Below are 21,275 nucleotides of genomic sequence, written 5' to 3' on the forward strand. Positions count from 1 at the left end.
CCGTGCGGCGCCGGAACTCCGGTTGCCGGACGGGATTTCTTGTGAACAGGGGCTTTCGTCGGAACGCCTTCACGGGTCCTGAAAGCCTGCTTAGCGGAGAGACTAGAAAAATGGCAAAAGTAATCGGTATCGATCTCGGCACCACGAATTCCTGCATCGCCATCATGGATGGCAAGGAGCCCAAGGTAATCGAGAATGCGGAAGGCGCGCGCACGACGCCTTCTATCGTCGCCATCTCTGGCGACGGCGAACGTCTGGTCGGCCAGCCGGCCAAACGCCAGGCGGTCACCAATCCTGAAAACACCATCTTCGCGGTCAAGCGCCTGATCGGCCGCCGCTATGACGATCCGGTGACGGAGAAGGACAAGAAGCTTGTCCCCTACAAGATCGTCAAGGGCGACAATGGCGATGCCTGGGTCGAGGCCGGCGGCAAGAAGCAGTCGCCCAGCCAGATCTCGGCAATGATCCTGCAGAAGATGAAGGAAACGGCGGAAGCCTATCTCGGCGAGAAGGTCGAGAAGGCGGTCATCACCGTTCCGGCCTACTTCAACGACGCCCAGCGCCAGGCGACCAAGGACGCCGGCAAGATCGCCGGCCTCGAAGTGCTGCGCATCATCAACGAGCCGACGGCCGCGGCACTTGCCTACGGCCTCGACAAGAAGGATGGCAAGACCATTGCCGTCTATGACCTTGGCGGCGGCACGTTCGACATTTCGGTGCTCGAAATCGGCGACGGCGTGTTCGAGGTGAAGTCGACCAATGGGGACACCTTCCTCGGCGGCGAGGATTTCGACATGCGCCTGGTCGAATATCTGGCGGCCGAGTTCAAGAAGGAACAGGGCATCGACCTGAAGAACGACAAGCTCGCCCTGCAGCGCCTCAAGGAGGCGGCTGAAAAGGCCAAGATCGAGCTGTCGTCGACCACGCAGACCGAAATCAACCTGCCCTTCATCACAGCCGACGCGACCGGCCCGAAGCACCTGACGCTGAAGCTGACGCGCGCCAAGTTCGAAAGCCTGGTCGAAGACCTCGTCCAGCGCACCATCGACCCCTGCAAGGCGGCGCTCAAGGATGCCGGCCTGAAGGCTGGCGAGATCGACGAAGTGGTCCTGGTCGGCGGCATGACCCGCATGCCCAAGATCCAGGAGATCGTAAAGCAGTTCTTCGGCAAGGAGCCGCACAAGGGCGTCAACCCGGATGAGGTCGTCGCACTCGGCGCTGCCATCCAGGCCGGCGTGCTGCAGGGCGACGTCAAGGACGTGCTGCTGCTCGACGTGACGCCGCTGTCGCTCGGCATCGAGACGCTGGGCGGCGTGTTCACCCGGCTGATCGAGCGCAACACGACGATCCCGACCAAGAAGAGCCAGGTGTTCTCGACCGCCGAGGACAGCCAGTCGGCCGTGACCATCCGTGTCTTCCAGGGCGAGCGTGAAATGGCTGCCGACAACAAGGCGCTCGGTCAGTTCGACCTGGTCGGCATCCCGCCGGCCCCGCGCGGCGTGCCGCAGATCGAGGTCACCTTCGACATCGACGCCAACGGCATCGTCAACGTTTCGGCCAAGGACAAGGGCACCGGCAAGGAGCACCAGATCCGCATCCAGGCCTCGGGTGGTCTTTCGGACGCCGACATCGAGAAGATGGTGAAGGACGCCGAAGCCAATGCCGAGACCGACAAGAAGCGGCGCGCCGTGGTCGAGGCTCGCAACCAGGCCGAGGCGCTGGTGCATTCGTCCGAGAAGTCGCTGAAGGAATATGGCGACAAGGTCTCGGAAGCCGAGCGCACGGCGATTTCCGATGCCATCGCGGCACTGAAGACCGCCGCCGAAGGCGACGACGCGGCCGACATCGAGGCCAAGAGCCAGACGCTTGCCGAAGCTTCGATGAAGCTTGGCCAGGCCATGTACGAGGCCTCGCAGAAGGAAGCGGCGGAAGCCGACGCCAAGGCGGATGCCGCCAAGGATAGCGACGTGGTCGATGCCGATTTCGAGGAAATCGACGAGGACGACGACAAGAAGAAGTCGGCCTGAGCCGCCTGTCGGCAAGATAAAGCGAAAAGCCCGGCGTAAAGCCGGGCTTTTTTGCAACCATCTTTGAAAAAGTGCGCGGCCTCACCAAAAAAATGACAGAAAAACCCGGACAGGCGCTTACCAGCACTGGCATCCGGGCGGCACCGATCCTAAATCGAGGCGACGTGCCGGCAAACGAAGCAACAATGCATCAAGACGTTGGGCATCCGGACAGCGGGAAAAAATGAAAGCTGATTTCTACGAAACGCTGGGCGTGCAAAAGGGCGCCGACGAGAAGGAGCTCAAGAGCGCTTTCCGCAAGCTCGCCATGCAGTTCCATCCCGACCGCAACCCCGGCGATCATTCCTGCGAGCACAAGTTCAAGGAAATCAACGAAGCCTATGAGACGCTGAAGGACCCGCAGAAGCGCGCGGCCTATGATCGTTTCGGCCACGCCGCCTTCGAACAGGGCGGCATGAATGGCGGGGCGCAAGGCTTTGGCGCCGGCGGCTTCGCCGACATCTTCGAGGATATTTTCGGCGACATGATGGGCGGGCGCCAGCGCCGCTCGTCGGGCGGCCGCGAACGCGGCGCCGACCTGCGCTACAACATGGAAATCTCGCTGGAAGAGGCGTTTGCCGGAAAGACCGCGCAGATCCGCGTGCCGGCCTCGATCTCCTGCACGGAATGCTCTGGCAGCGGCGCCAAGCCCGGCACCCAGCCGGTGACCTGCTCGATGTGCCATGGCCATGGCAAGGTGCGCGCCACGCAAGGCTTCTTCTCGATCGAGCGCACCTGCCCGCAATGCCAGGGTCGCGGCCAGACGATCAAGGATCCGTGCCCGAAATGCGCCGGCCAGGGTCGCGTTACCGAGGAGCGTTCGCTGTCGGTCAACATTCCGGCCGGCATCGAGGACGGCACCCGCATCCGGCTGGCCAATGAGGGCGAGGCCGGCCTGCGCGGCGGGCCTTCGGGCGACCTCTATATATTCCTGGCGGTGAAGCCGCATGAATTCTTCCAGCGCGATGGCGCCGATCTCTATTGCAAGGTGCCGATCTCGATGACGACGGCGGCCCTTGGCGGCTCCTTCGAGGTGACGACGCTGGACGGCACCCAGACCAAGGTGAAAGTACCCGAAGGCACGCAGAACGGCCGTCAGTTCCGCCTCAAGGGCAAGGGCATGCCGGTGCTGCGCCAGCCCAATGTCGGCGACCTCTACATCCAGACCGCTGTCGAGACGCCGCAGAACCTGACGCGCCGCCAGCGCGAGCTGCTGGAGGAGTTCGAACAGCTCTCCTCGCAGGACAATTCGCCCCAATCGAGCGGCTTTTTCGCCCGCATGAAGGATTTCTTAGAGTCCTTCGGCGAGCGCTGACAGACGAGAACGGCGCGGGGTCAGGTGAAACGCGCGGTGTCTTGAGACGCGACGAAATCTATCTTATCCACGACATGCGTCTCGCAACGCCTTGCCTTGCGTCAACCAGGTGTTAAGTAGCTTTGCGGGGAGCCTTGAGGAGAGCTTGCATGACACGTGGTCACGGACTGCGGAAGGCGCTTGCCGAGAAGTTCGACGACGAACTCAAATTCTTCAAGGGCTGGATCGACAAGCCGAAGACGGTCGGTTCGATCGTGCCGACCAGTTCGATCACCGCGCGCAAGATGGCCTCGATCGTCAATCCCAGGTCCGGCCTGCCGGTGCTCGAGGTCGGTCCAGGCACCGGTGTCATCACCCGCGCCATCCTCGCGCAGGGCGTACGGCCCGAAAACCTCTATGCCGTCGAATACAACACGGATTTCGTGCGCCATCTGCGCCAGCTCTATCCCGGCGTCAACGTCATCGAGGGTGACGCCTTCAACCTCAACGCCACGCTTGGCGAGAGAAGCGGGATGATCTTCGATTCCGTCGTGTCCGGCGTGCCGCTGCTCAATTTCCCGGTCGCCCAGCGCATCGCCTACATAGAGAGCCTGCTCGACCGTATCCCGGCGGGCCGCCCGATCGTGCAGCTGACCTATGGCCCGATGTCGCCGATCCCGGCCGGCCGCGGCGACTATACGGTCAAGCATTTCGATTTCATCTTCCGCAATATCCCGCCGACGCAGCTGTGGATCTACCGGCGTGAAACATAGGGGAATAGGGGAGTAAGGCAGTATGGGAGTAGGGAAGCCTTCGGAAACCGAACCGTTCATGCCCTACTGCCGTACTCCCTTACTCCCCTACTCCCTTACCTTTCGTGGCCAATGGCAGTGATCCCGAAAATCCTCGTCTTCGCCGGCTCGGTGCGCAGCGGCGCCTATAGCGGCAGGACGGCCGATGTGGCGCAGAAGGAACTTGCGGTGCAAGGCGCCGAGGTAACCCGCATTTCGCTGGCCGATTATCCCTTGCCGATCCTCGACGAGGATCTGGAGAAGGAAAAAGGTGTCCCCGAAAACGCCGTCAAACTCGGCCGCCTGATCATTGCCCATGACGGGCTGCTGATCGCCACGCCCGAATATAACGGCTCGATCCCGCCGCTGCTCAAGAACACGATCGACTGGGTGAGCCGGGTGCGCCGGGATGGCGGCCGATCGGTCAGGCCGCTCGCCGGCAAGGTCGCCGGGCTCTGCTCGTCCTCCAACGGCCATTTTGCCGGCATACGCTGCATAAGCCATCTGCGCGCCGTGCTGGTGCGCTGCCAGATGGAGGTGGTGACGCCGGAATGCTCGGTGCCGGACGGCGGCGATGCCTTCGACGAAGGTGGCAATTTCCGTGACGAAAGACTGTACAAATCGATGGAGCATTTATGCCGCACGCTGATCGTAACCTCGCGCATGCTGTCGACCCGGATCGAGGCGTGATCGCCGCAACCATGCAGACCCAATCCATGCAGGCCAAATCCATGCAGGAAAGACTGATCGTCGGCCTCGACGTGCCGACCGTGCGGGAAGCCGAGCAGGCGGTGCGAGAACTCGACGGCGTCGTCTCCTTCTACAAGATCGGCTACCAGCTGGCCTTTGCGGGCGGGCTCGACTTCGCCAGGGAACTGGCCAGCGGCGGGACCAAGGTCTTCCTCGACATGAAGCTGCTCGACATCGACCACACGGTGGCCAAGGGCGTCGAGAACATCGTCAAGATGGGCATGACCATGCTGACCATCCACGCCTACCCCAAGGCGATGCGGGCGGCGGTGGAGGCGGCCAGGGGCAGCGAGCTTTGCCTGCTCGCCGTCAGCGTCCTGACCTCGATGGACGAGCAGGACATGATCGATGTCGGTTATGAATACGATCCGCACACGCTGGTGCTGCGGCGCTCGGAACAGGCCCTGCATGCCGGTATGGGCGGCATCGTCTGCTCGGCGGCGGAAGCCGAGGCGGTGCGCCGCATCGTCGGACCCGACATGGCCGTGGTGACGCCAGGCATCCGACCGGTGGGCAGCGACCATGGCGACCAGAAGCGCGTGGTGACGCCGGCGCAAGCGATCCGCAACGGCGCCAGCCATCTGGTTGTCGGCCGCCCCATCGTCGCGGCAAGCGACCGCCGCGCGGCTGCGCAAGCGATCCTCGACGAAATGCGCTCTGCATAGAATTAAGGGAGAGAAGAATGCCCAAGGGATATTGGATCGCCCGCGTCGATGTGCGCGATGCCGAAGGCTACAAAGAGTATATCGCCGCTTCGAAACTCGCCTTCGACCGTTTTGGCGCGAAATTCCTGGCACGCGGCGGGGCGCATGAGCTGGCCGAGGGGCCTGGCCGCGCCCGCAACGTGATCATCGAATTCGAATCGCTGGCGATCGCGCATGACTGCTACCACTCGCCGGAATATCAGCGCGCCGTCGCCATCCGCCAGAAAGTCGCCGACGGCGAGATCGTGCTGGTCGAAGGAGCCTGAAGCCTATCCCGGTCCAGCAGGGTTAGCTTCCTTGTTTTTGAAGCAATTCCCTGGGAAAGCGCCACACAGTTTTCCTGGAATTGCTTCAGACCAAGTCCTGCAGGTTCACGTCGCGCAGCTTGGCCCCGCCAAGCAGCGCGCCGACCAGCTGGTGCTTGAGGGCAAGGCACTGCGCGCGGGCAAGTTTCACGATGCCGGGAACGTCGCTCTTCTCGCATGCCTGAAGCAGCTGCTTCTGCTGTTCGACGATCAGCGGCATGAAATCACGCGACTTGAAGCCGAGATGGAGCGCCCGTTCCGACTGGTCGAGGATCTGGCTGAGAAGCTGTGCCAGCCGCAAATTCTCGGAAAGCTCGGCAATCGCCAGGCGAAAGGCACGGTCTGCCGCAAGGAACGCGACAGGGCTGCGCAGCGTCTCGGGCTTCAGCACCTTTCTCGCCGCCAGCCTGATCTCCTCCAGTCCGCGCTCGGTGATGCCTGACGTGGCAACCCGGAACACTTCCGGCTCGATCAGGCCGCGCACGTCGAAGATCTCGTTGACGTCGCGCAAGGTCAATGTCGTGATGACATAGCCGCGGCGCGGCTCGCTCCTCACCAGGCCTTCCTGCATGAGGCGGGCAAGGGCGGAGCGGATGGTCGCCTTCTTGATGCCGTAGCGCGCCTCGATCTGCTTTTCGGTCAAGGCTTCACCGGGCGATAGGACGCAAGCGACGATATCGCTCTTCAGCTGTTCGTAAGCCTGTTCGCTGCGCAGCAGATCCGCCGTCGACAGCGCCGGCGTCCCGCCTTCGAACGCGGCCGATTTCGATGGCGTGGCTTTTGTCGGCTTCATGCTTCTCTCTCTTTGCATCGGCCTTGACATTGGCCATCTTAGCTGTGCTAACTGAGCATCTCAGTCAGGAGCTGTGGCATGCCTCTATCCGCCGACTCCCCTCTCTACCGCGCGATCAAGGATATCGTCAACGCGGCGGCAGGCGCCAATCCCTTCGATCAGGTCAAGGCCGTCTTGAGCGACTATACCAACCGCTTCCATGCGCTCGGCGGGCTTGTCCATGAGGAGGATGAGGATGAGCTGTTGCTGCATGCCAGCCCGCAGCTGACGATCTACCACATCACGCTTTCGCCAGGGGTGCAGTACCCGCCGCACAATCATCTGATGGACGCGCTGATCGGCCTCTATTGCGGCGGCGAGTCCAATTTCATCTACCCGCTCGCCGGCGAAAAGGTCGAAGAGCCGGAGCGGCAGGATTTTTCGGCGCCCGCGCTGGTGCATATGTCTGCCAGCACCATCCACTCGGTCGCCAATACCGGCAGCGCCCGCTCCGGCGCCCTGCATGTCTATCTCGGCGACTTGCCAGGCACCGACCGCCAGCTGTGGAGCCTGACCGACAACCAGCCGGAACCCTTCGACAACAACAGGTACATGGCCGGCGCGCGGCCGATATAGGCTGAGCCTAGCCGTAGCGCCGCTGGCTGGTCAGCCGGCTCGCCGCCGTCGCGGCCATGGCGTCCGCCAGCTCGAGGCCCCATTGCTTTCGGCAATAGTCGCGGAAGTCGAAGCAGGGCAGGCCTGGGCAGACCTCGAACTCGATCATGTGGACGGTGTCGTCGGCCTCGACGCGCAGGTCCACGGAAAACACGTCACGCAGGCCGAGCCCGCCGATCAGCCGCCCGGCGATCGCCCTGATCCTGGCGTCGGCGAGGGGCTGGACATCGGCGACGGCAACGAGCTGCGGTTCGGCATAAAGTCCCGCCGCCTTCGCCGCCTCGCCGGTTTCGCCGTAGAGCGCCATGCTGTCCGCCATGGTCTGGAAATCCGCGCCTGAATCGACAAAGGCGACGCCGAGCGCTTCGGTGCCGGTTTGCGGCGTCAGCCCGAGGAAGCTGGCGCGCACGTTGCGGCCGGCGACATAGGGCTGGACGACGACATCGTCGCGATAGGCGGCGAAGACCCGCCGGCTAAGCTCCAGCGCGTGGCCGAGATCACCCACACGCGAATCCGGCCAGATGCCGATCTTGGCGCCAAGCCGGTTGGGCTTGACGAACCAGCCGGCGGCGGAGGCCGGCGGCTCGACCAGCCATTTGCCGTCGCGGGCGAGACCGGCCTGCGGTACCGGCAAGCCGAGCGCGCCGAGCACGGCGCCGGAGCGGAACTTGTCCTGGCAGAGCGCGAACAGCGAATCATCGGCGCCGATCGTCCGCAATCCTTTGAGCCGAGCGAGCGCCGGCGCGGCGCCGCCACGGAAATAGGCAATGCCGTCGGAGAGCGTCCAGACCAGCGTGTTCTCAGCATCCGCGCGTTCCAGCGCCTCGCCGGCATCGTCGAGTGCTACCGGCGCAAAGGCGAGACCGCGCGCCGAGCAGGCGGCGGCAAGTGCCGCGAAGTCGGCGGCGATATCCGTCGACTGCGCCAGATAGGACGAGATCTCGGTGGCGCGCTGCGGCGGGAAGCCGTCAGCGAGCAGCCGGTCGAAGCAGGCCTTTTCCGGCTCGTAGACAAGGATCAGCTTCGGCTTGTGCTTTGACATGATGGAGCGGGATTCCAGCAGGGGCGATGACTTGGAGCGCGTCGCGTCGAAACGACATGCATTACCATCGCACGGCGGCTGCCATCGGCTTTCGCGAAACCGACCGTGCCGGGCGGTTGCGTGACAACGCCCGGCGAAAACAATCAGCCGCCGCTCCTGCTCAGGCGATCAGCACGCGCGGTTCGAACCGGCCGTTGACGGGGATGTCGATGAGGAAGGTCATGCCCGCCTGCGGGTCGAGCTTGCGCTGCTTGTCGTCCTTGCCCTTCCAGGCCGAGGTCACCGCCAGCCGGTCGGCCTTGGCGCCGACAAAGGCCGGGCAGGACGCCTGCGTCGCCGGCATGGCAATTTCGCGCAACAATGTGCCATCGGGCGAATAGGCCTTCACCGCCTTGCCGCCCCAGACGGCATTCCACAGCACGCCGTCGCGGTCGACGACGGAGCCGTCGATGTAGCCCTTCGACGAGCGGTGGTCGACGAACACTTTGGACTCGCCAACCGGCAGGCCCGTCGCCGGATCGCAGGCGACGCGCATCAACAGGCCGGTCGACGTGTCGGTGTAGTAGGCGATCGTCCCGTCCTGCGAAAAACAGATTGAGTTCGACACGGTGATGTCCGAAAACAGGCGGCGCAGTTCGCCCCTGAAGAACCAGTAGATCGAGCCCGCGCCCTTGCTCTCGTCCTTGGCCATCGTGCCGACCCAGAAGGCACCGCAGGGATGGACGCGGGAATCGTTGGATCGCGTGAGCGGATTGTCGGCCTCGATGGGCGTGTGCAGCGTCATCGCGCCGGTCGCGACGTCGCGGACAAAAAGCCCGGTCTCGGTGGCGATCAGCTGGCGTTGCTCGTCGATGATGGCGATGGCGCTGGCCATCTGGCCAAGCTCATGGATTTTCAGCGCGCCGGTGAGCGGCTTTTCCAGAAGCTTGCCGTTGACGATGTCGAACCAGAACAGCGCATCGGTGGCCGGATCGTAGCTCGGGCCTTCGCCGAGCTGGCAGATGTAATCGGAAAAAACCGAAACTTCGCTCATCATGCGTCTCCGAACACCGCATCCCAGGCCGCAACGGCGGCGTGCGCACGGGCGGCGACATCGTCGACGCTCATGCCAGGCTTGAACAGGCTGGAGCCCAGCCCGAAGACCGTGACGCCCACCGCCTTGTAGCTGGCAAAGTCCTTCTCCGAAACGCCGCCGACAGCACCGACAAGAGTCTGCGCCGGCAGCACCGCCCGGATGGCTGAAATGCCCGATGCGCCGAGCGCGCTCGCCGGAAAGAACTTCAAGGCCGAAGCGCCCAGTTGGATCGCCTGAAAAGCTTCGGTCGGCGTGAACACGCCGGGCATGGTCACCATGCCATAGTGCATGGCGCGCGCCATCACTTCGGCGTCGATATTAGGGCTGACCAGGAGCCGTCCGCCGGCCTGGTGCAGGCCATCGACATCGGCCGCCGTCAGCACCGTGCCGGCGCCGACCAGGGCCGATTTCGGCAGCACCTGGACAATCCTGGCGATCGACGAGAAGGGCTGGGGCGAGTTGAGCGGCACTTCGATCGCCTCGATGCCGGCGTCGAACAACGCCTGGCCCATGGCAATCGCCTCGGTGGGTTTCAGGCCGCGCAGGATGGCGACCAGCCCGCGCTTGAGTTTCGGGAAGGCTGCGGTCTCGGTCATGCCAAGGCTCCGGTTCTGGCGATCATGCCGTTTTCGCGCGCGGCTTCGATGAGGCCGGCGCGCACCGCTTCATCCGCGTCGACGGTGCGGACGGCAAGCCCTGCAAGGTCGAGCGCAGCCTGGTAGAGCACGGCGAGCGCACCCGAGGCAATCAGCACGACCGGCGCATCGCCGGCGCCATAGCGGCGCTTCGCCGAGGCGATCTCGCCGCCGATCAGAAGCCCGGACAGGCAGGCCGCCGCATCCTCCGATTTCAGGTCCTGCAGCAGCCCGGCGGCGCGGATGGCAAACAGTTTCGAGGTGACGTCGCCGCCCTCGCCAAGCGCCCGTTCGCACCATTGCCGGAAGAATGGACTGTCCGCCGTGACGGGTGCCGGATGCTCGCCCAGCGAATGCTTGAGAATGGAATGCGCGGCCAGTACCGAAAACAACTCGCCGGTCGGCCACGTGCCGAAGCCGGCAACAGCGCCGTCCTCGACCACCACCCATTTCGAATGGGTGCCGGGCATGCAGGCGAGATGCCGCCCCTTTGCCGGCAAACCGGCGCCGGCCAATTGCGTTTCCTCGCCACGCATGACATCGGGCGCATCAACCAGGCGCTGGGCGAGGCCGGGAACGATGCGGATGTCGCGGCGCTCGCCCTCGATACGGGCCGCGCCGAGCAGGATGGCGCCGATCGGCGTCGGCACGCTCACATAGGGCGCCTCGATCCAGCCCTGGCGGGAGCCGGCCATGCCGCAGATGATGACAGGCAATGTATCCAGTGCGCCCAGGGCGGCCAGATGGCCTTCCAGAACGTTCGAAAAGCCTTTTTCGCGTGCGGTGATTAGGCCGTCATCGCCGCGGCGCTCGGCAAGCACCTTGCCGCTGCTGTCGATCATCCATGCGCGAAGCCGGGTCGTGCCCCAATCGAGGGCGGCGACCGCCGGAGCGTTGCTGGCGATCCCCTGGCTCACAGAAAACCTCCGTCGACGATCAGCATCTGCGCCGTCAGCATGCGCGAGGCATCCGAGGCCAGGAACAGCACCGTGCCGACCATGTCGTCCGGGCGCATGACCTCCTTGATGCACTGCTTGGCGACATGGGCGGCAAGCGCCCCTTCGGTCACCCAGCGTTCCTGCTGCCGTTCGGTGATCACCCAGCCGGGCGCGACGGCGTTGACGCGGATGCGGTCCGGCCCGAGCTTGCCGGCCAGCCCCTTGGTGAGGCCGAGAATGCCCGCCTTGGCGGCGGTGTAGGCCGGCATGTCGGGATGGTTGATGAGATACGATGTCGAGGTGAAGTTTATGATCGAACCGCCGCCGGCCCGCTTCATGCCCGGCGCCACCGCCTGCGCGGTGAAGAAATGTGGTCTGAGATTGATCGCCTGGTTGTTGTCCCAGAACTCCACCGTCACGTCCTCGACGGCGTGTCGTTCGTCCCAGGCGGCGTTGTTGATCAGCACGGTGACATCGCCATGCGCCTCCGCCGCCTTGGCCGCCGAGGCGCGCAACGCCTCGATGTCGCGCAGGTCGGTCTTGAGGTAGAGCGGCCGGCGGCCGAATTCCTTCTCGATGCTGTCGGCAAGCAGCGTGCTCGGACCCTCGGCGATGTCGATGAAGGCGACATTGGCGCCCTGGCGCACAAACCCCTCGGTCAGCGCCGCGCCGATCCCGGAACCGCCGCCGGTGATCAGCACCGAGGCGCCCTTGAGGTCGGCAAAATCCGCCGATGGCATCATGTTTATTATCTCCGAGCGTGAACGGCGCGCATCCTAGCCACGCAAGTCGCGCGGGCAAGGGCGAAAAGCCGGATTTGCTGGCTTATGTCAGACAAAACGACAATGCGCCGCACTCGCCGCAAGGTCGCGATGGCCGACAGCGAGAAAATCGCCGATCAGATCGCCTTGGCGCGCAGCGCGCCGCGGAAAGAATCGCGGAGATAGCCGAGCGTGGCGTCGGCATCGACCGGCTTGCCGAAGAGATAGCCCTGCCCGCCGGCGCAGCCGAACTGGACCAGGCGATCGGCCTGCGCTTCCTCTTCGATGCCTTCGGCGACCACATCCATGCCCAACCCTTCGCACATGGCGAGAATGGCGCGGATGATGTGTTCCGACGGGCGGTCGTCGAGAATGGAGGAGACGAAGGCCCGGTCGATCTTGAGCTTGTCGAAATGGAATTCGCGCAGGCGGCCGAGAGAGGACTGGCCGGTGCCGAAATCGTCGAGCGAGACGCGGATGCCGACGCGTCGCAGGTCCTCGACGATCTGCGCGGCCGAGGCCGGATCGTTCATCAGGCCGGTTTCGGTGATCTCGATCTCCAGGCGGCGCGGATCGAAGCCGGTGCGGTCGAGAATCGCCAATATGTGCAGGCCGGTGTTCTGGTCGACGAGCTGCGAGGGCGACAGGTTGAAGGACAGGAACAGGTCGCTCGGCCAGCTTCGGGCCGCCTCGGTCGCCTTGCGCAGCACGAGCTGCGACAGCGGGCCGATGATGCCGCGTTCCTCGGCGATGGGGATGAAGACCGTCGGCGGCACCGCGCCGAGATCACGATCGGTCCAGCGCGCCAGCGTCTCGAAGCCGATGGTGCGGCGCGTGGTGAGGTCGACGATCGGCTGGAAATGCGGCTCCACTTCGCCGGCGGAAACGGCGCGGCGCAGCGCCTGCTCGATGCGGGTGACGCGCTTGGCCGCCTCTTCCATCTCGCGTGTGTAGACGACGACCCGGCCACGGCCGGAGCGCTTGGCGTGGTAGAGCGCCGTCTCGGCCTTGTTGATGAGGATCTCGGTGGTCTCGTCGCCGGAATAGAACAGCGAGCAGCCGACCGAGGCCGACAGCCTGGCGGTGCGCTCGCCGACATCGTAGGGCGCCGACAGGATTTCGATCAGCATGCGGGACTTTTCCGCCGCCGCTTCCTCGGAGAACACCAGCGGATAGAGGAAGGCGAATTCGTCGGCGCCGATGCGGCAGACCGTGGAATGGCCGTCCATCGAGGCGCGCAGCCGCATGGCGACCTGGATCAGGATGTCGTCGCCGGCCTTGTGGCCGAACAGATCGTTGATCGGCTTGAAGCCGTCGAGGTCGAGAATGCCGACGGTGAAGGGCGCGGGATCGTCGGCACGGTCGCTGATCAGGCGATCGACCTTGTCGAAGAAGCGGCGATGGTTGCCAAGCCCGGTCAACGGATCTGTGAAGGCCAGATCCGTGCTCTCCCTGTTTGCCTGACCGGTGCCAAACGAAGTTTGCATCGGTGTCCCTGTTTTTGACGTCGGAATTTATGCGCGAGACTGGCAGCAAACCCTTTAGGAAACGTATCTCGAAAATCGATTTTTTGAAGCCCGGACATGATCTGGAAAAACGCAAGCCAGGTTTCACCGGCGATTTGCCGCGGCAGCAAGCCCGACGCCTTCGGGGAGCTGGCTAAACCAGGCGCCAAACCTTTGTTCTGGCGCCGATTTTCAGCCGCTGGACTTGACGCGATAGAGCTCGAGCGGCGCGCCATGGGTCTCGGCCACCGGCTCCAGCCAGTCCGGCACGTCGCCGCGCATCAGCCCGCCCAGAAAGCCGTCCGGCGCCCTGGCCGCGAAGAGCCGGCTTTCGGGATTGCCGCGGCAGAGCGCGACAAGGCCGACATGGTGGCTTTCGAGGATCGTTTTCGCGTCCGTGGCGGAACCCAGCAGCGCGTCCAACGCGAGCAGGTTCCCGGCGACGTTGCGATGGTAGAGCCCGGCCAGCGCGCGATGGCTGGTAAAGGCAAGGATTGGCGAGCCAAGATTGGAGATGCTGAGAACCGTGGTCGCCGGCAAATGGCCGAGCGCGGCGAAGGACGGCTTGGCGTGGCAGAGCGCATCGGTGTCGGGCTCTTTGCCCGCCGCGCCGGTTTCGAAGGCGCCTGACGCCGCGCCGGCCGCGCCCGCCCAGATCGCGTTGACCGAGATCAGCCACGCCGCCGCCATCCGGAGCACGGCGCTGCGCGATGGGCTGGCCTCCGCCCGCTGCCGCCACTTGGCGATCCAGGCGCAAAGCGGGATCACCGCCAGGGCAATCGAGAAGGTCGAGCCGCGCACTTCCCAGGCGCTGACCAGGAATGCCACAACCAGCAGCGCGCCGACGAGGCTGTCCTGCCGCCGCCAGCCGCCACGGCCGAGGCGAAGCGCCATCAGCATGATCGCCACCGCCGGCGTGGCGAAACGCGCCACCACCATGCCCGGATCGCTCGAGGCAAGCTGGATGATCGACTGCGCCTCCTGGATATGACCAAGCCATATCTGCCCGAGGCGCGGATCGAGCTCGGCATAGGGCGCGGCTAGGCATTGCGGGAACAGCAGCACCATGACGGCCGCAAGCGCGAGCGCAAGCAGGCCGAGCGCCGTCAGGCGCCGGCCCATCGTGGCGTTGGCCACGCCGATCGAAGCCACGGCGGCGAGGCCGCATCCGGCGAGCGCGGCCACCACGAACTGCACTGTCGAGAAGGCATCGCATTGCGGCTGGCCCCAGGCCGACGGGGCGATGGTGGTAACGAAGACCAGCCCTGAAACGCCGGCAAAGCCAAGACCGAAATCCCTGGCGATCCGCCGCTCACCGCCGGGGTCGGCGACAAACAGCAAGGCGACGCAGGCGCCGATGGTGGCGACATAGGGCGCCGTTTCCATGCCGACGGCCAGCGTCAGCGCCGCGCACAGGCCGGCAAGCAGCGCTGCCCAGCGCCGCACGGGTGCTTCGAGCAGCAGGCTCAGGCAGGCCACGGTCAGCGTCAGCTGGACATTGTGATGATCGAGCGAGCCAGGCGAAAAGATGCCGATGAAATGCAACGCAGCGGCGCCGATGACGACGGACGGCAGCACGGCGGCGGCGCCGGCGAAACTGCGCGCCGCGCGGATGATGAAGAGCAAGGCGAGACAGAAGAGCAACGCCGGCCAGAGCACCTCGGCGATGGTCTCGGCCATGGCCACGCTGCCGGTCAGCGCCGAGGCCATGAAAACGATGGCGGCGAGCGGCGCATCGACCAGCCGAGACCAGTGCATGACGAAGCCGCCTTCAACGCCCATCCGGTACTGATGCAGGTCGAACCAGCCCTGGCCGGCCAGCATGTCGCGAACCTCGACCAGACGCAGCAGACTGTCATTGTCGCCGCCGGCGTCGGTCAAGTCGCGGAATCCGCCGAGAGCGCTGACGGCAACCATCACCAGCGTGGCGACGAACGCGAACGCAAGGTCGTTGCCCCGTGACGCAGGTGGCGTGGCCTCGACGGAGATCATGGTATCGGCAGGAGTCACGGCACGGCCTCTGGGCGCTTTCTTGATGAGGGAAACTATCGCGAACTCACTGCGCAAACCTTAAATCGGCCTTGCGCCAAGCAATCCCATGCCGCGAAACGCTTTGTTTGCCATTCACCGATATGGTCCGGATCAGACGATGAACAGCGGTTCGATCGGGGGCCTTGGCATGAGCGTTGTGGCGATCGAGAAAAAGATACTGAACGCGGCCCACGGCCGGGCCGTGTTTCAACGCCGCATCCGTGTCCTCTCCGAACATGTCGGCGCCATGCTGGGTGCCGAAGGCACCGTTCTTGACCTCGGCTGCGGCGATGGTTCGCTCGCCAAGGCGGTGATGGACAGGAAACCGGGGCTGATTTTTCGCGGCATCGATGTCTTCGTGCGGCCGCGTACGGCCATTCCCGTAGAGGTTTTCGACGGCGTCACGATCCCGGCGGCTTCCGGATCGTTCGACTGGGTGACCATCGTCGACGTTCTCCACCACACGGACAATCCCGGCCATCTTGTCGCCGAGGCCGCAAGGGTCGCCCGCAAGGGCGTTGTCATCAAGGATCACTTGCGCGACGGGCTCTTCGCCTACAGCACGCTTCGGTTCATGGACTGGGTGGGAAACAAGGGGCACGATGTCAGGCTGCCCTACAACTATCTGTCCAGGCAGGAATGGGACACGATTTTCGGCCAGATTGGTCTTAAAGCCCAAAGCTGGCGCGAAGACCTGGCGCTCTATCCCTTTCCGGCGAACCTGCTGTTCGACAGAGGCCTGCACTTCGTCGCATTGCTTCGGTAGCCGCCGGCCGCGATCGAACCGCTCTTCACGCGGCTCTTTGATCGTCGCGAAACACCCAGGCCGATGACAGCGCATAACTCGCCGCGCCCGCGGCGAGCGTGATGATGGCCGACATGACCAGCGGCGAGGCGGAAAATACCGACACCGCGACATGGGCGGACAGGCCTGCAAACACCGCGCAGACCAGTTGCGTGACGAGATAGCGCGGCAGCGTACGGCGATGGTCGTGCTGTCCCTCGAACGTCCAGCCACGCTGTGCCGAATACGCCACGACAAAGGCCAGCATGTAGGCGATGACGCTTCCGACAAATGGCGGCAGGCCGGCCGACACCAGGGCCCATGACAGCACGAAGAACAGCAGCGCCGCGCCGATGCCGACGACCGCGAAGCGGACAAGCCGTATCGCGGTGAACTTTTCCAGAAGCCGGCTCATTTTTCGGCGGCCGCGGCGGGTTCGGCTGACCCGCTGGCCTGGCCGGCTTTCAGCCGCTTGACCGGGATCTCCAGGACGCCGAGCAGGAATGCCGAAAAGAAGGCCTGGAACGAAATGACGACCAGGCTCAGGCCGAGCACCACGATGCGCGGGATTTCGGAATCGTTCAGCGGGCCGAAGCCAAGATGCGCCCAGCGCATTACCGCATAGCCGCAGAACAAGACGCCGCCGGCAAAGCAGATGCCGGCATTGGCGGCAAGACGGTCGGTGCTGATGGTCCTGGTCAGCCAGTCGGACCCGCGGCTGCGCGGCAGGATGCCGGTGATCTCGGCATAGTATCGCGATATGGCGCCGAAGGTGATGAGCTGGATGCCGGTGATGATCATGAAGCAGGCGGCGACGAAGGTGTTGAGGTCGAGCGAAAGATTGTCGATCACCCGCAGCGGGCCAAACACCAGCAGGGCCGCGAACAGCGTGCCCAGGCCGCACAGCACCGCGCCGGGAATGAAGAACATCCAGCGCGGGTTGTAGACGAGCAGGAATTTGAGATGCCGCCAGCCGTCGCGCCAGGTCCTGAGATGCGGCGGCCGGCTGCGCCCGTCGGGCTTGAGCGTGGTCGGTACTTCCTCGATGCGCAGGCCGGCAAGCGCGCTGCGCACGACCATTTCGCTGGCGAATTCCATGCCGGTCGTCTGCAGGTCGAGCTTGCGTATGCTCTCGGCGTTGAAGCCGCGCAGGCCGCAGTGGAAGTCGCCGGTCTTGATGCGGAAAAACAGGCGGCCCACGAAGCTCAGCACCGGATTGCCGAGATAGCGATGCAGCGGCGGCATGGCGCCGCTTTCGATGCCGCCCTGGAAGCGATTGCCCATGACCAGGTCGGCGCCGTCGCGCAGGCGCGCCATGAAAGCATCCAGCGCGCCGAAATCGTAGCTGTCGTCGGCATCGCCCATGATGATGAAACGCCCCCTGGCGGCGGCGATGCCGCCCAGAAGTGCGGCGCCGTAGCCCTTCTGCGTCACCGGTACGACGCGGGCGCCACCCTCTGCCGCGATCTCCTGCGAACCATCGGTGCTGCCATTGTCCGCGATCAGCACCTCACCCAGGATTCCGGCTTTGTCGAGGAAGGCCCTGGCCTTGCCGATGCAAACGGCCAGCGTCTCGGCCTCGTTGAGGCACGGCATCAGGATGGTGAGTTCAAGCTGTTTGGTCGCGGCGGCGCGAATGGCGGTGAGCGCGTTCATGGTCGTTGTTCCATCGAGGATCCCCATCCGGCGCCTGCCGTTGGGGCATTCGAGGCCCATTCTTGTACGGCAAGGCTTAAGAAAACGATGACGCGGCCGCTTGCCTTGTCGCGATCAGGCAGGCGGGGTTGCATCCTGCAGTCGCCGATCTTCGGATGTCGCGATTGGCAGAAGGCCCGGCGACCCTTATATCGCTCTCGTCGACTGCGCTGGGGACCCGCCATGAAGCTGAAAATCGCCGTCCAGATGGACCATATCTCCACCGTGTCGATCGCCGGTGACACCTCGTTTGCGCTGTCGCTGGAAGCGCAGCGGCGCGGCCACCAATTGTTCCACTACACGCCCGACCGGCTGTCGCTGCGCGACGGCAAGGTGTTTGCCCGCATCGAGGAGATGCAGGTGCGCGACGAGAAGGGCAGCCATTATTCGCTGGGCGAAAAGGTGCGCACCGACCTGTCGGAGATGGACGTGGTGCTGCTGCGCCAGGATCCGCCCTTCGACATGAACTACATCACCACCACGCATATCCTCGAGCGCATCCACCCCAAGACGCTGGTCGTCAACGACCCGGCCTGGGTGCGCAACAGCCCGGAAAAGATCTTCGTCACCGAATTTGCCGATTTGATGCCGGACACGCTGATCACCAAGGATCCGCTGGAAGTCGCCGCCTTCCGCAAGGAGTTCGGCGACATCATCGTCAAGCCGCTCTACGGCAATGGCGGCGCCGGCATCTTCCATCTGCACGAGGCCGACCGCAACCTCGCCTCGCTGCTCGAAATGTTCGGCCAGCTGTTCCGCGAGCCCTATATCGTGCAGCGTTACCTCAAGGACGTGCGCAAGGGCGACAAGCGCATCATCCTGATCGACGGCGAGCCGGTCGGCGCTATCAACCGCGTGCCGGCCGAGCACGATTCGCGCTCCAACATGCATGTCGGCGGCCGCGCCGAAAAGACCGAACTGACCGAGCGCGAGCGCGAGATCTGCGCCCGTATCGGGCCGTCGCTGAAAGAGCGCGGCTTCATCCTGGTCGGCATCGACGTGATCGGCGACTACATGACCGAGATCAACGTGACCTCGCCGACCGGCGTGCGCGAAGTGCAGCGTTTCGGCGGCGCCGACATTGCCAGCCTGTTCTGGGACGCTGTCGAGGGGAAGCGGACGTAAGCCTTCGGCCTCGAAATCGTATCGGCCGATGCCCAACAACAGATGAGTTCTGGCGACCATCGAGTCGTTCAGCGCGCTTTCCGCTGATTGTCCGAGATCAGCGACGATCTCCCGTTCGCCAGATCGCGATTTCCGCTCTCGCCAGGGGGAAACATAAAAATATAGCCAAATTTTCCATGTATACAAACAAATATCACGTGAATTTGTCTCTATCCTGTTAGTTTTTTTGCAACCTTCATTAGAGATTACTCAAATATCTATAGTGCTCCTAATAAATATGGATAATGATTTAATGACCGTGCGCCGATAGATGGCATTCGACTCCACTCGACTGAAGAATTGTGAATACCCTTGCCACCTCGGAGCGCGGGTAACCAGCCAGTCACCAGGAGGAAAGTCATGCCAAAAGCGAGAGACGTTGCAAACCTTCTGAATGAACTTCACGACCGAAAGATCGTGAATCTCGACACCTCTCTGAAGTCCGTCCTCCAGCCCTCCGCGCTGGACGAGCTCGACCCAGGCGGCAAGGTCGCGACCTCGGTCGTTGCCTGGGACGGATATGGCCTCGTAATCAAGGGCAATGTCGCGTCCATCGGCGAAGTGTCGGCTCTTGGCCAGGGCATCCGCCAGCAGCTTGGCTCGAGTGCCCAGAAGACGAGTGAGTAGCCCTGCCGCCGGCTCGCGCCGCAGAAGCGACGCCTAAAGCGCGTCGCGTTGAAACGGATTCATGCGACGCGCTTTAGGCCGTTGTTTTCATGCATGTCGTCTCCCCAAAACCGAGGTCACTTTTGGGCGACATGCATTGGCCGGGCGAATGGGACGACTACGGGGTTTCGGCGAGATGGTTCCGACAATTGATCCAGAGCTGCTTGGCAACCGTCTCGCCGACGTCCTCGAGTTTTCGCTCAGGCATCTGCCGAGTCTCGACCGATATTCAAGGCTGTGGCCGGATGATCCCAATGAGGACGCCGTTCAGATGCGGGACAAGGTCCTGGCCGAAACGGCGATCCTTGTCCTTTTGGCATCGCGCGTCGAGCAGACGGGGCGAATTGCTGGTCTGATCGAGCAGTTGGTCGACGTCCTGGAAGGATGCAGCACCGACAACCGGACCAAGGAATTGCTGCTGCGTTGTCCACACATGGCCGCGCCCCTGGGCCTGACGCAGATCGTGCTCGCGCAACGCGGACGCGGCGACGCCGAGACGCAAACTATTCTGCGAAACATTTTCAGGGACGGACTGGCCGACACGCTCGAGCGCATACCCTATCGCGCCATGGAGGTCGAATGGGTGGAATCGCTGCTCAATCTCGGGTTCCGGCCGGATTTCGAGGCTGCTTTCCCAAGCAACGTTCTGATGAAGGAAGTCCATCCGATCAGCATGAGCCGTTCGACAGGCTACGGCGTGACCCACGGTCTCATGTATGCGACCGATTTCGGGTCCCGTCCGCCGCCATGCTGCGTGGACGTGTCCCTGGCGCGTGGACGCATCGACGCCGCGGTTGCCTGGGTTCTCGTCAATGACGACCTCGATCTCCTGATAGAGTTCATCATTGCGACGACGCTGTTGCGGCAGCCGTGGTCGCCGTATGTCTGGCTGGCCTGGGATCTTTATAACGGGGTCGTTGAAGAACTCGGGTTCCTGCCAAGCCCGAGTTTCGATCCGGCCCAGTTCGCCGCTCTGCAAGGTGACGAGGCCGCCGCTTACGCCTTCCGTCATGTCTACCACACCGTCTATGTGGCGGGACTGCTCAGTGCGATCCTGTTGACCCCGGAGGCAACGGGCGTCTCCGGCGATTGGACGGCACCACGAGTGTCGATGAACGGAGCGGCAGCGGCGTGCGCCGATGCCGCGCAGCGGGGACGGATGTTCGCCCGCGTGCCGGTCGAGGGCCAGGACGCCGAGGCGATAGCCGGGCGCACGATAGACCCCGCGACAGCGCTCACGCGCGTCTCGGACCTGCTTGACAATATGCTGCAGGAGCATCGCCAATGGCGCAAAGTCCTGCAGGCGCATTCGTTCGAGCCCGCCCTCCTGGCGCAGGTCCTGGGCGATGCCGCGATTATCCATGCCGCCCGCCGCTATGACCTGCCGAAGCTGATCATCGCGATCGAAACCATGCTGGCGATGCCGCTGCCACCATCTCCGACCCTGATCGAGGGCGCGTTGTTCCTCGCACGCCAGCAACTTCAGGACGGCTGTATCGGCGTCCAGTTTCTCAACCCGGAGCTGCGTGAACTGGCCGTCGCCGCACAGACCACGGAGGTGGCTTCGAGCTGTCTTGAAGCATGCGCCCGACGTTTTGCCATGGCGTGACAAGCCTTCGGCT

21 protein-coding genes are annotated in these 21,275 nt (G+C 64.0%); 11 read left to right on the forward strand and 10 right to left on the reverse strand.

Annotation, left to right across the window (positions count from 1 at the left end):
* Window positions 1–110: 110 nt before the first annotated feature.
* From dnaK to AC1DPX_RS04145, 6 genes are all read left to right on the forward strand, one after another.
* Window positions 111–2,027: a molecular chaperone DnaK gene (gene dnaK, locus AC1DPX_RS04120; RefSeq protein ID WP_477234758.1), complete on the forward strand. Its 1,917-nt coding sequence runs from the start codon at window positions 111–113 to the stop codon at window positions 2,025–2,027.
* Between the two features lie 223 nt (window positions 2,028–2,250).
* Window positions 2,251–3,381 (forward strand): molecular chaperone DnaJ, encoded by a 1,131-nt coding sequence (dnaJ, locus tag AC1DPX_RS04125; protein WP_477234760.1) that lies wholly within the window; start codon window positions 2,251–2,253, stop codon window positions 3,379–3,381.
* A gap of 149 nt (window positions 3,382–3,530) precedes the next feature.
* A complete protein-coding gene (gene pmtA / locus AC1DPX_RS04130; protein WP_202356945.1) occupies window positions 3,531–4,133 on the forward strand; it encodes a phospholipid N-methyltransferase PmtA in 603 nt (200 codons plus the stop codon).
* Between the two features lie 111 nt (window positions 4,134–4,244).
* Window positions 4,245–4,841, forward strand: a complete 597-nt coding sequence (locus tag AC1DPX_RS04135; protein ID WP_477234762.1) for an NADPH-dependent FMN reductase — start codon at window positions 4,245–4,247, stop codon at window positions 4,839–4,841.
* Window positions 4,842–4,852: 11 nt separating this feature from the next.
* Window positions 4,853–5,566, forward strand: a complete 714-nt coding sequence (pyrF, locus tag AC1DPX_RS04140) for an orotidine-5'-phosphate decarboxylase (RefSeq protein ID WP_202359252.1) — start codon at window positions 4,853–4,855, stop codon at window positions 5,564–5,566.
* 17 nt (window positions 5,567–5,583) lie between these two features.
* Window positions 5,584–5,871 (forward strand): DUF1330 domain-containing protein, encoded by a 288-nt coding sequence (locus AC1DPX_RS04145; RefSeq protein WP_019862362.1) that lies wholly within the window; start codon window positions 5,584–5,586, stop codon window positions 5,869–5,871.
* 85 nt (window positions 5,872–5,956) lie between these two features.
* Here the strand turns inward: AC1DPX_RS04145 and AC1DPX_RS04150 are convergent, their stop codons facing one another.
* Window positions 5,957–6,703 carry a GntR family transcriptional regulator gene (locus tag AC1DPX_RS04150; protein WP_477234764.1) on the reverse strand — a complete coding sequence of 249 codons (747 nt, stop codon included), beginning with the start codon at window positions 6,701–6,703 and terminating at the stop codon, window positions 5,957–5,959.
* 78 nt (window positions 6,704–6,781) lie between these two features.
* On the opposite strand from AC1DPX_RS04150, the gene AC1DPX_RS04155 reads away from it, so the two are divergent.
* Window positions 6,782–7,318 (forward strand): autotransporter, encoded by a 537-nt coding sequence (locus AC1DPX_RS04155; protein WP_477234766.1) that lies wholly within the window; start codon window positions 6,782–6,784, stop codon window positions 7,316–7,318.
* 7 nt (window positions 7,319–7,325) lie between these two features.
* Here AC1DPX_RS04155 and AC1DPX_RS04160 read toward each other — a convergent pair whose 3' ends face one another.
* The 7 genes from AC1DPX_RS04160 to AC1DPX_RS04190 form a co-directional block, all read right to left on the reverse strand.
* Window positions 7,326–8,399 carry a D-alanine--D-alanine ligase family protein gene (locus AC1DPX_RS04160; RefSeq protein ID WP_477234768.1) on the reverse strand — a complete coding sequence of 358 codons (1,074 nt, stop codon included), beginning with the start codon at window positions 8,397–8,399 and terminating at the stop codon, window positions 7,326–7,328.
* 160 nt (window positions 8,400–8,559) lie between these two features.
* Entirely contained in the window at window positions 8,560–9,432 is an 873-nt protein-coding gene (locus AC1DPX_RS04165; protein WP_477234770.1) for an SMP-30/gluconolactonase/LRE family protein, read from the reverse strand.
* Complete coding sequence (locus AC1DPX_RS04170; RefSeq protein ID WP_477234772.1) at window positions 9,432–10,070, reverse strand: 2-dehydro-3-deoxy-6-phosphogalactonate aldolase; 639 nt, start codon at window positions 10,068–10,070, stop codon at window positions 9,432–9,434. Before AC1DPX_RS04170 ends, AC1DPX_RS04165 begins: the two co-directional genes overlap by 1 nt.
* Window positions 10,067–11,026 (reverse strand): 2-dehydro-3-deoxygalactonokinase, encoded by a 960-nt coding sequence (locus AC1DPX_RS04175; RefSeq protein ID WP_477234774.1) that lies wholly within the window; start codon window positions 11,024–11,026, stop codon window positions 10,067–10,069. Before AC1DPX_RS04175 ends, AC1DPX_RS04170 begins: the two co-directional genes overlap by 4 nt.
* A complete protein-coding gene (locus AC1DPX_RS04180; protein WP_477234776.1) occupies window positions 11,023–11,790 on the reverse strand; it encodes an SDR family NAD(P)-dependent oxidoreductase in 768 nt (255 codons plus the stop codon). The genes AC1DPX_RS04175 and AC1DPX_RS04180 overlap by 4 nt, the downstream gene beginning before the upstream one ends.
* Window positions 11,791–11,945: 155 nt before the next feature.
* Entirely contained in the window at window positions 11,946–13,295 is a 1,350-nt protein-coding gene (locus AC1DPX_RS04185; protein WP_095202923.1) for a putative bifunctional diguanylate cyclase/phosphodiesterase, read from the reverse strand.
* A gap of 210 nt (window positions 13,296–13,505) precedes the next feature.
* Window positions 13,506–15,323, reverse strand: coding sequence for a GtrA family protein (locus AC1DPX_RS04190; RefSeq protein WP_477234778.1), 1,818 nt, complete (start codon window positions 15,321–15,323; stop codon window positions 13,506–13,508).
* A gap of 139 nt (window positions 15,324–15,462) precedes the next feature.
* Here AC1DPX_RS04190 and AC1DPX_RS04195 point away from each other — a divergent pair, with 139 nt between their 5' ends.
* Window positions 15,463–16,110 (forward strand): class I SAM-dependent methyltransferase, encoded by a 648-nt coding sequence (locus AC1DPX_RS04195; RefSeq protein WP_477234780.1) that lies wholly within the window; start codon window positions 15,463–15,465, stop codon window positions 16,108–16,110.
* A gap of 25 nt (window positions 16,111–16,135) precedes the next feature.
* Here the strand turns inward: AC1DPX_RS04195 and AC1DPX_RS04200 are convergent, their stop codons facing one another.
* Complete coding sequence (locus AC1DPX_RS04200) at window positions 16,136–16,543, reverse strand: GtrA family protein (RefSeq protein ID WP_477234782.1); 408 nt, start codon at window positions 16,541–16,543, stop codon at window positions 16,136–16,138.
* Window positions 16,540–17,784, reverse strand: a complete 1,245-nt coding sequence (locus AC1DPX_RS04205; RefSeq protein WP_477234784.1) for a glycosyltransferase family 2 protein — start codon at window positions 17,782–17,784, stop codon at window positions 16,540–16,542. Before AC1DPX_RS04205 ends, AC1DPX_RS04200 begins: the two co-directional genes overlap by 4 nt.
* A gap of 222 nt (window positions 17,785–18,006) precedes the next feature.
* On the opposite strand from AC1DPX_RS04205, the gene gshB reads away from it, so the two are divergent.
* The 3 genes from gshB to AC1DPX_RS04220 all read left to right on the forward strand — a co-directional run bounded on the left by gshB (window position 18,007) and on the right by AC1DPX_RS04220 (window position 21,262).
* Window positions 18,007–18,948, forward strand: coding sequence for a glutathione synthase (gene gshB, locus AC1DPX_RS04210; protein ID WP_477234786.1), 942 nt, complete (start codon window positions 18,007–18,009; stop codon window positions 18,946–18,948).
* Between the two features lie 399 nt (window positions 18,949–19,347).
* Window positions 19,348–19,614, forward strand: a complete 267-nt coding sequence (locus tag AC1DPX_RS04215; protein ID WP_202356959.1) for a hypothetical protein — start codon at window positions 19,348–19,350, stop codon at window positions 19,612–19,614.
* A gap of 175 nt (window positions 19,615–19,789) precedes the next feature.
* The gene (locus AC1DPX_RS04220; RefSeq protein ID WP_477234788.1) at window positions 19,790–21,262 is read left to right on the forward strand and encodes a DUF6895 family protein; all 1,473 of its coding nucleotides are present in this window, start codon (window positions 19,790–19,792) and stop codon (window positions 21,260–21,262) included.
* Window positions 21,263–21,275: the final 13 nt, after the last annotated feature.

Source organism: Mesorhizobium sp. 01N446 (assembly GCF_056399285.1).

Excerpts from the sequence above, each read along its gene's own strand:
- dnaK (WP_477234758.1), top strand. The coding sequence starts at position 111 with ATGGCAAAAGTAATCGGTATCGATCTCGGCACCACGAATTCCTGCATC.
- dnaJ (WP_477234760.1), top strand. The coding sequence starts at position 2,251 with ATGAAAGCTGATTTCTACGAAACGCTGGGCGTGCAAAAGGGCGCCGAC.
- pmtA (WP_202356945.1), top strand. The coding sequence starts at position 3,531 with ATGACACGTGGTCACGGACTGCGGAAGGCGCTTGCCGAGAAGTTCGAC.
- AC1DPX_RS04135 (WP_477234762.1), top strand. The coding sequence starts at position 4,245 with ATGGCAGTGATCCCGAAAATCCTCGTCTTCGCCGGCTCGGTGCGCAGC.
- pyrF (WP_202359252.1), top strand. The coding sequence starts at position 4,853 with ATGCAGACCCAATCCATGCAGGCCAAATCCATGCAGGAAAGACTGATC.
- AC1DPX_RS04145 (WP_019862362.1), top strand. The coding sequence starts at position 5,584 with ATGCCCAAGGGATATTGGATCGCCCGCGTCGATGTGCGCGATGCCGAA.
- AC1DPX_RS04150 (WP_477234764.1), bottom strand. The coding sequence starts at position 6,703 with ATGAAGCCGACAAAAGCCACGCCATCGAAATCGGCCGCGTTCGAAGGC.
- AC1DPX_RS04155 (WP_477234766.1), top strand. The coding sequence starts at position 6,782 with ATGCCTCTATCCGCCGACTCCCCTCTCTACCGCGCGATCAAGGATATC.
- AC1DPX_RS04160 (WP_477234768.1), bottom strand. The coding sequence starts at position 8,399 with ATGTCAAAGCACAAGCCGAAGCTGATCCTTGTCTACGAGCCGGAAAAG.
- AC1DPX_RS04165 (WP_477234770.1), bottom strand. The coding sequence starts at position 9,432 with ATGAGCGAAGTTTCGGTTTTTTCCGATTACATCTGCCAGCTCGGCGAA.
- AC1DPX_RS04170 (WP_477234772.1), bottom strand. The coding sequence starts at position 10,070 with ATGACCGAGACCGCAGCCTTCCCGAAACTCAAGCGCGGGCTGGTCGCC.
- AC1DPX_RS04180 (WP_477234776.1), bottom strand. The coding sequence starts at position 11,790 with ATGATGCCATCGGCGGATTTTGCCGACCTCAAGGGCGCCTCGGTGCTG.
- AC1DPX_RS04185 (WP_095202923.1), bottom strand. The coding sequence starts at position 13,295 with ATGCAAACTTCGTTTGGCACCGGTCAGGCAAACAGGGAGAGCACGGAT.
- AC1DPX_RS04195 (WP_477234780.1), top strand. The coding sequence starts at position 15,463 with ATGAACAGCGGTTCGATCGGGGGCCTTGGCATGAGCGTTGTGGCGATC.
- AC1DPX_RS04200 (WP_477234782.1), bottom strand. The coding sequence starts at position 16,543 with ATGAGCCGGCTTCTGGAAAAGTTCACCGCGATACGGCTTGTCCGCTTC.
- AC1DPX_RS04205 (WP_477234784.1), bottom strand. The coding sequence starts at position 17,784 with ATGAACGCGCTCACCGCCATTCGCGCCGCCGCGACCAAACAGCTTGAA.
- gshB (WP_477234786.1), top strand. The coding sequence starts at position 18,007 with ATGAAGCTGAAAATCGCCGTCCAGATGGACCATATCTCCACCGTGTCG.
- AC1DPX_RS04215 (WP_202356959.1), top strand. The coding sequence starts at position 19,348 with ATGCCAAAAGCGAGAGACGTTGCAAACCTTCTGAATGAACTTCACGAC.
- AC1DPX_RS04220 (WP_477234788.1), top strand. The coding sequence starts at position 19,790 with ATGGTTCCGACAATTGATCCAGAGCTGCTTGGCAACCGTCTCGCCGAC.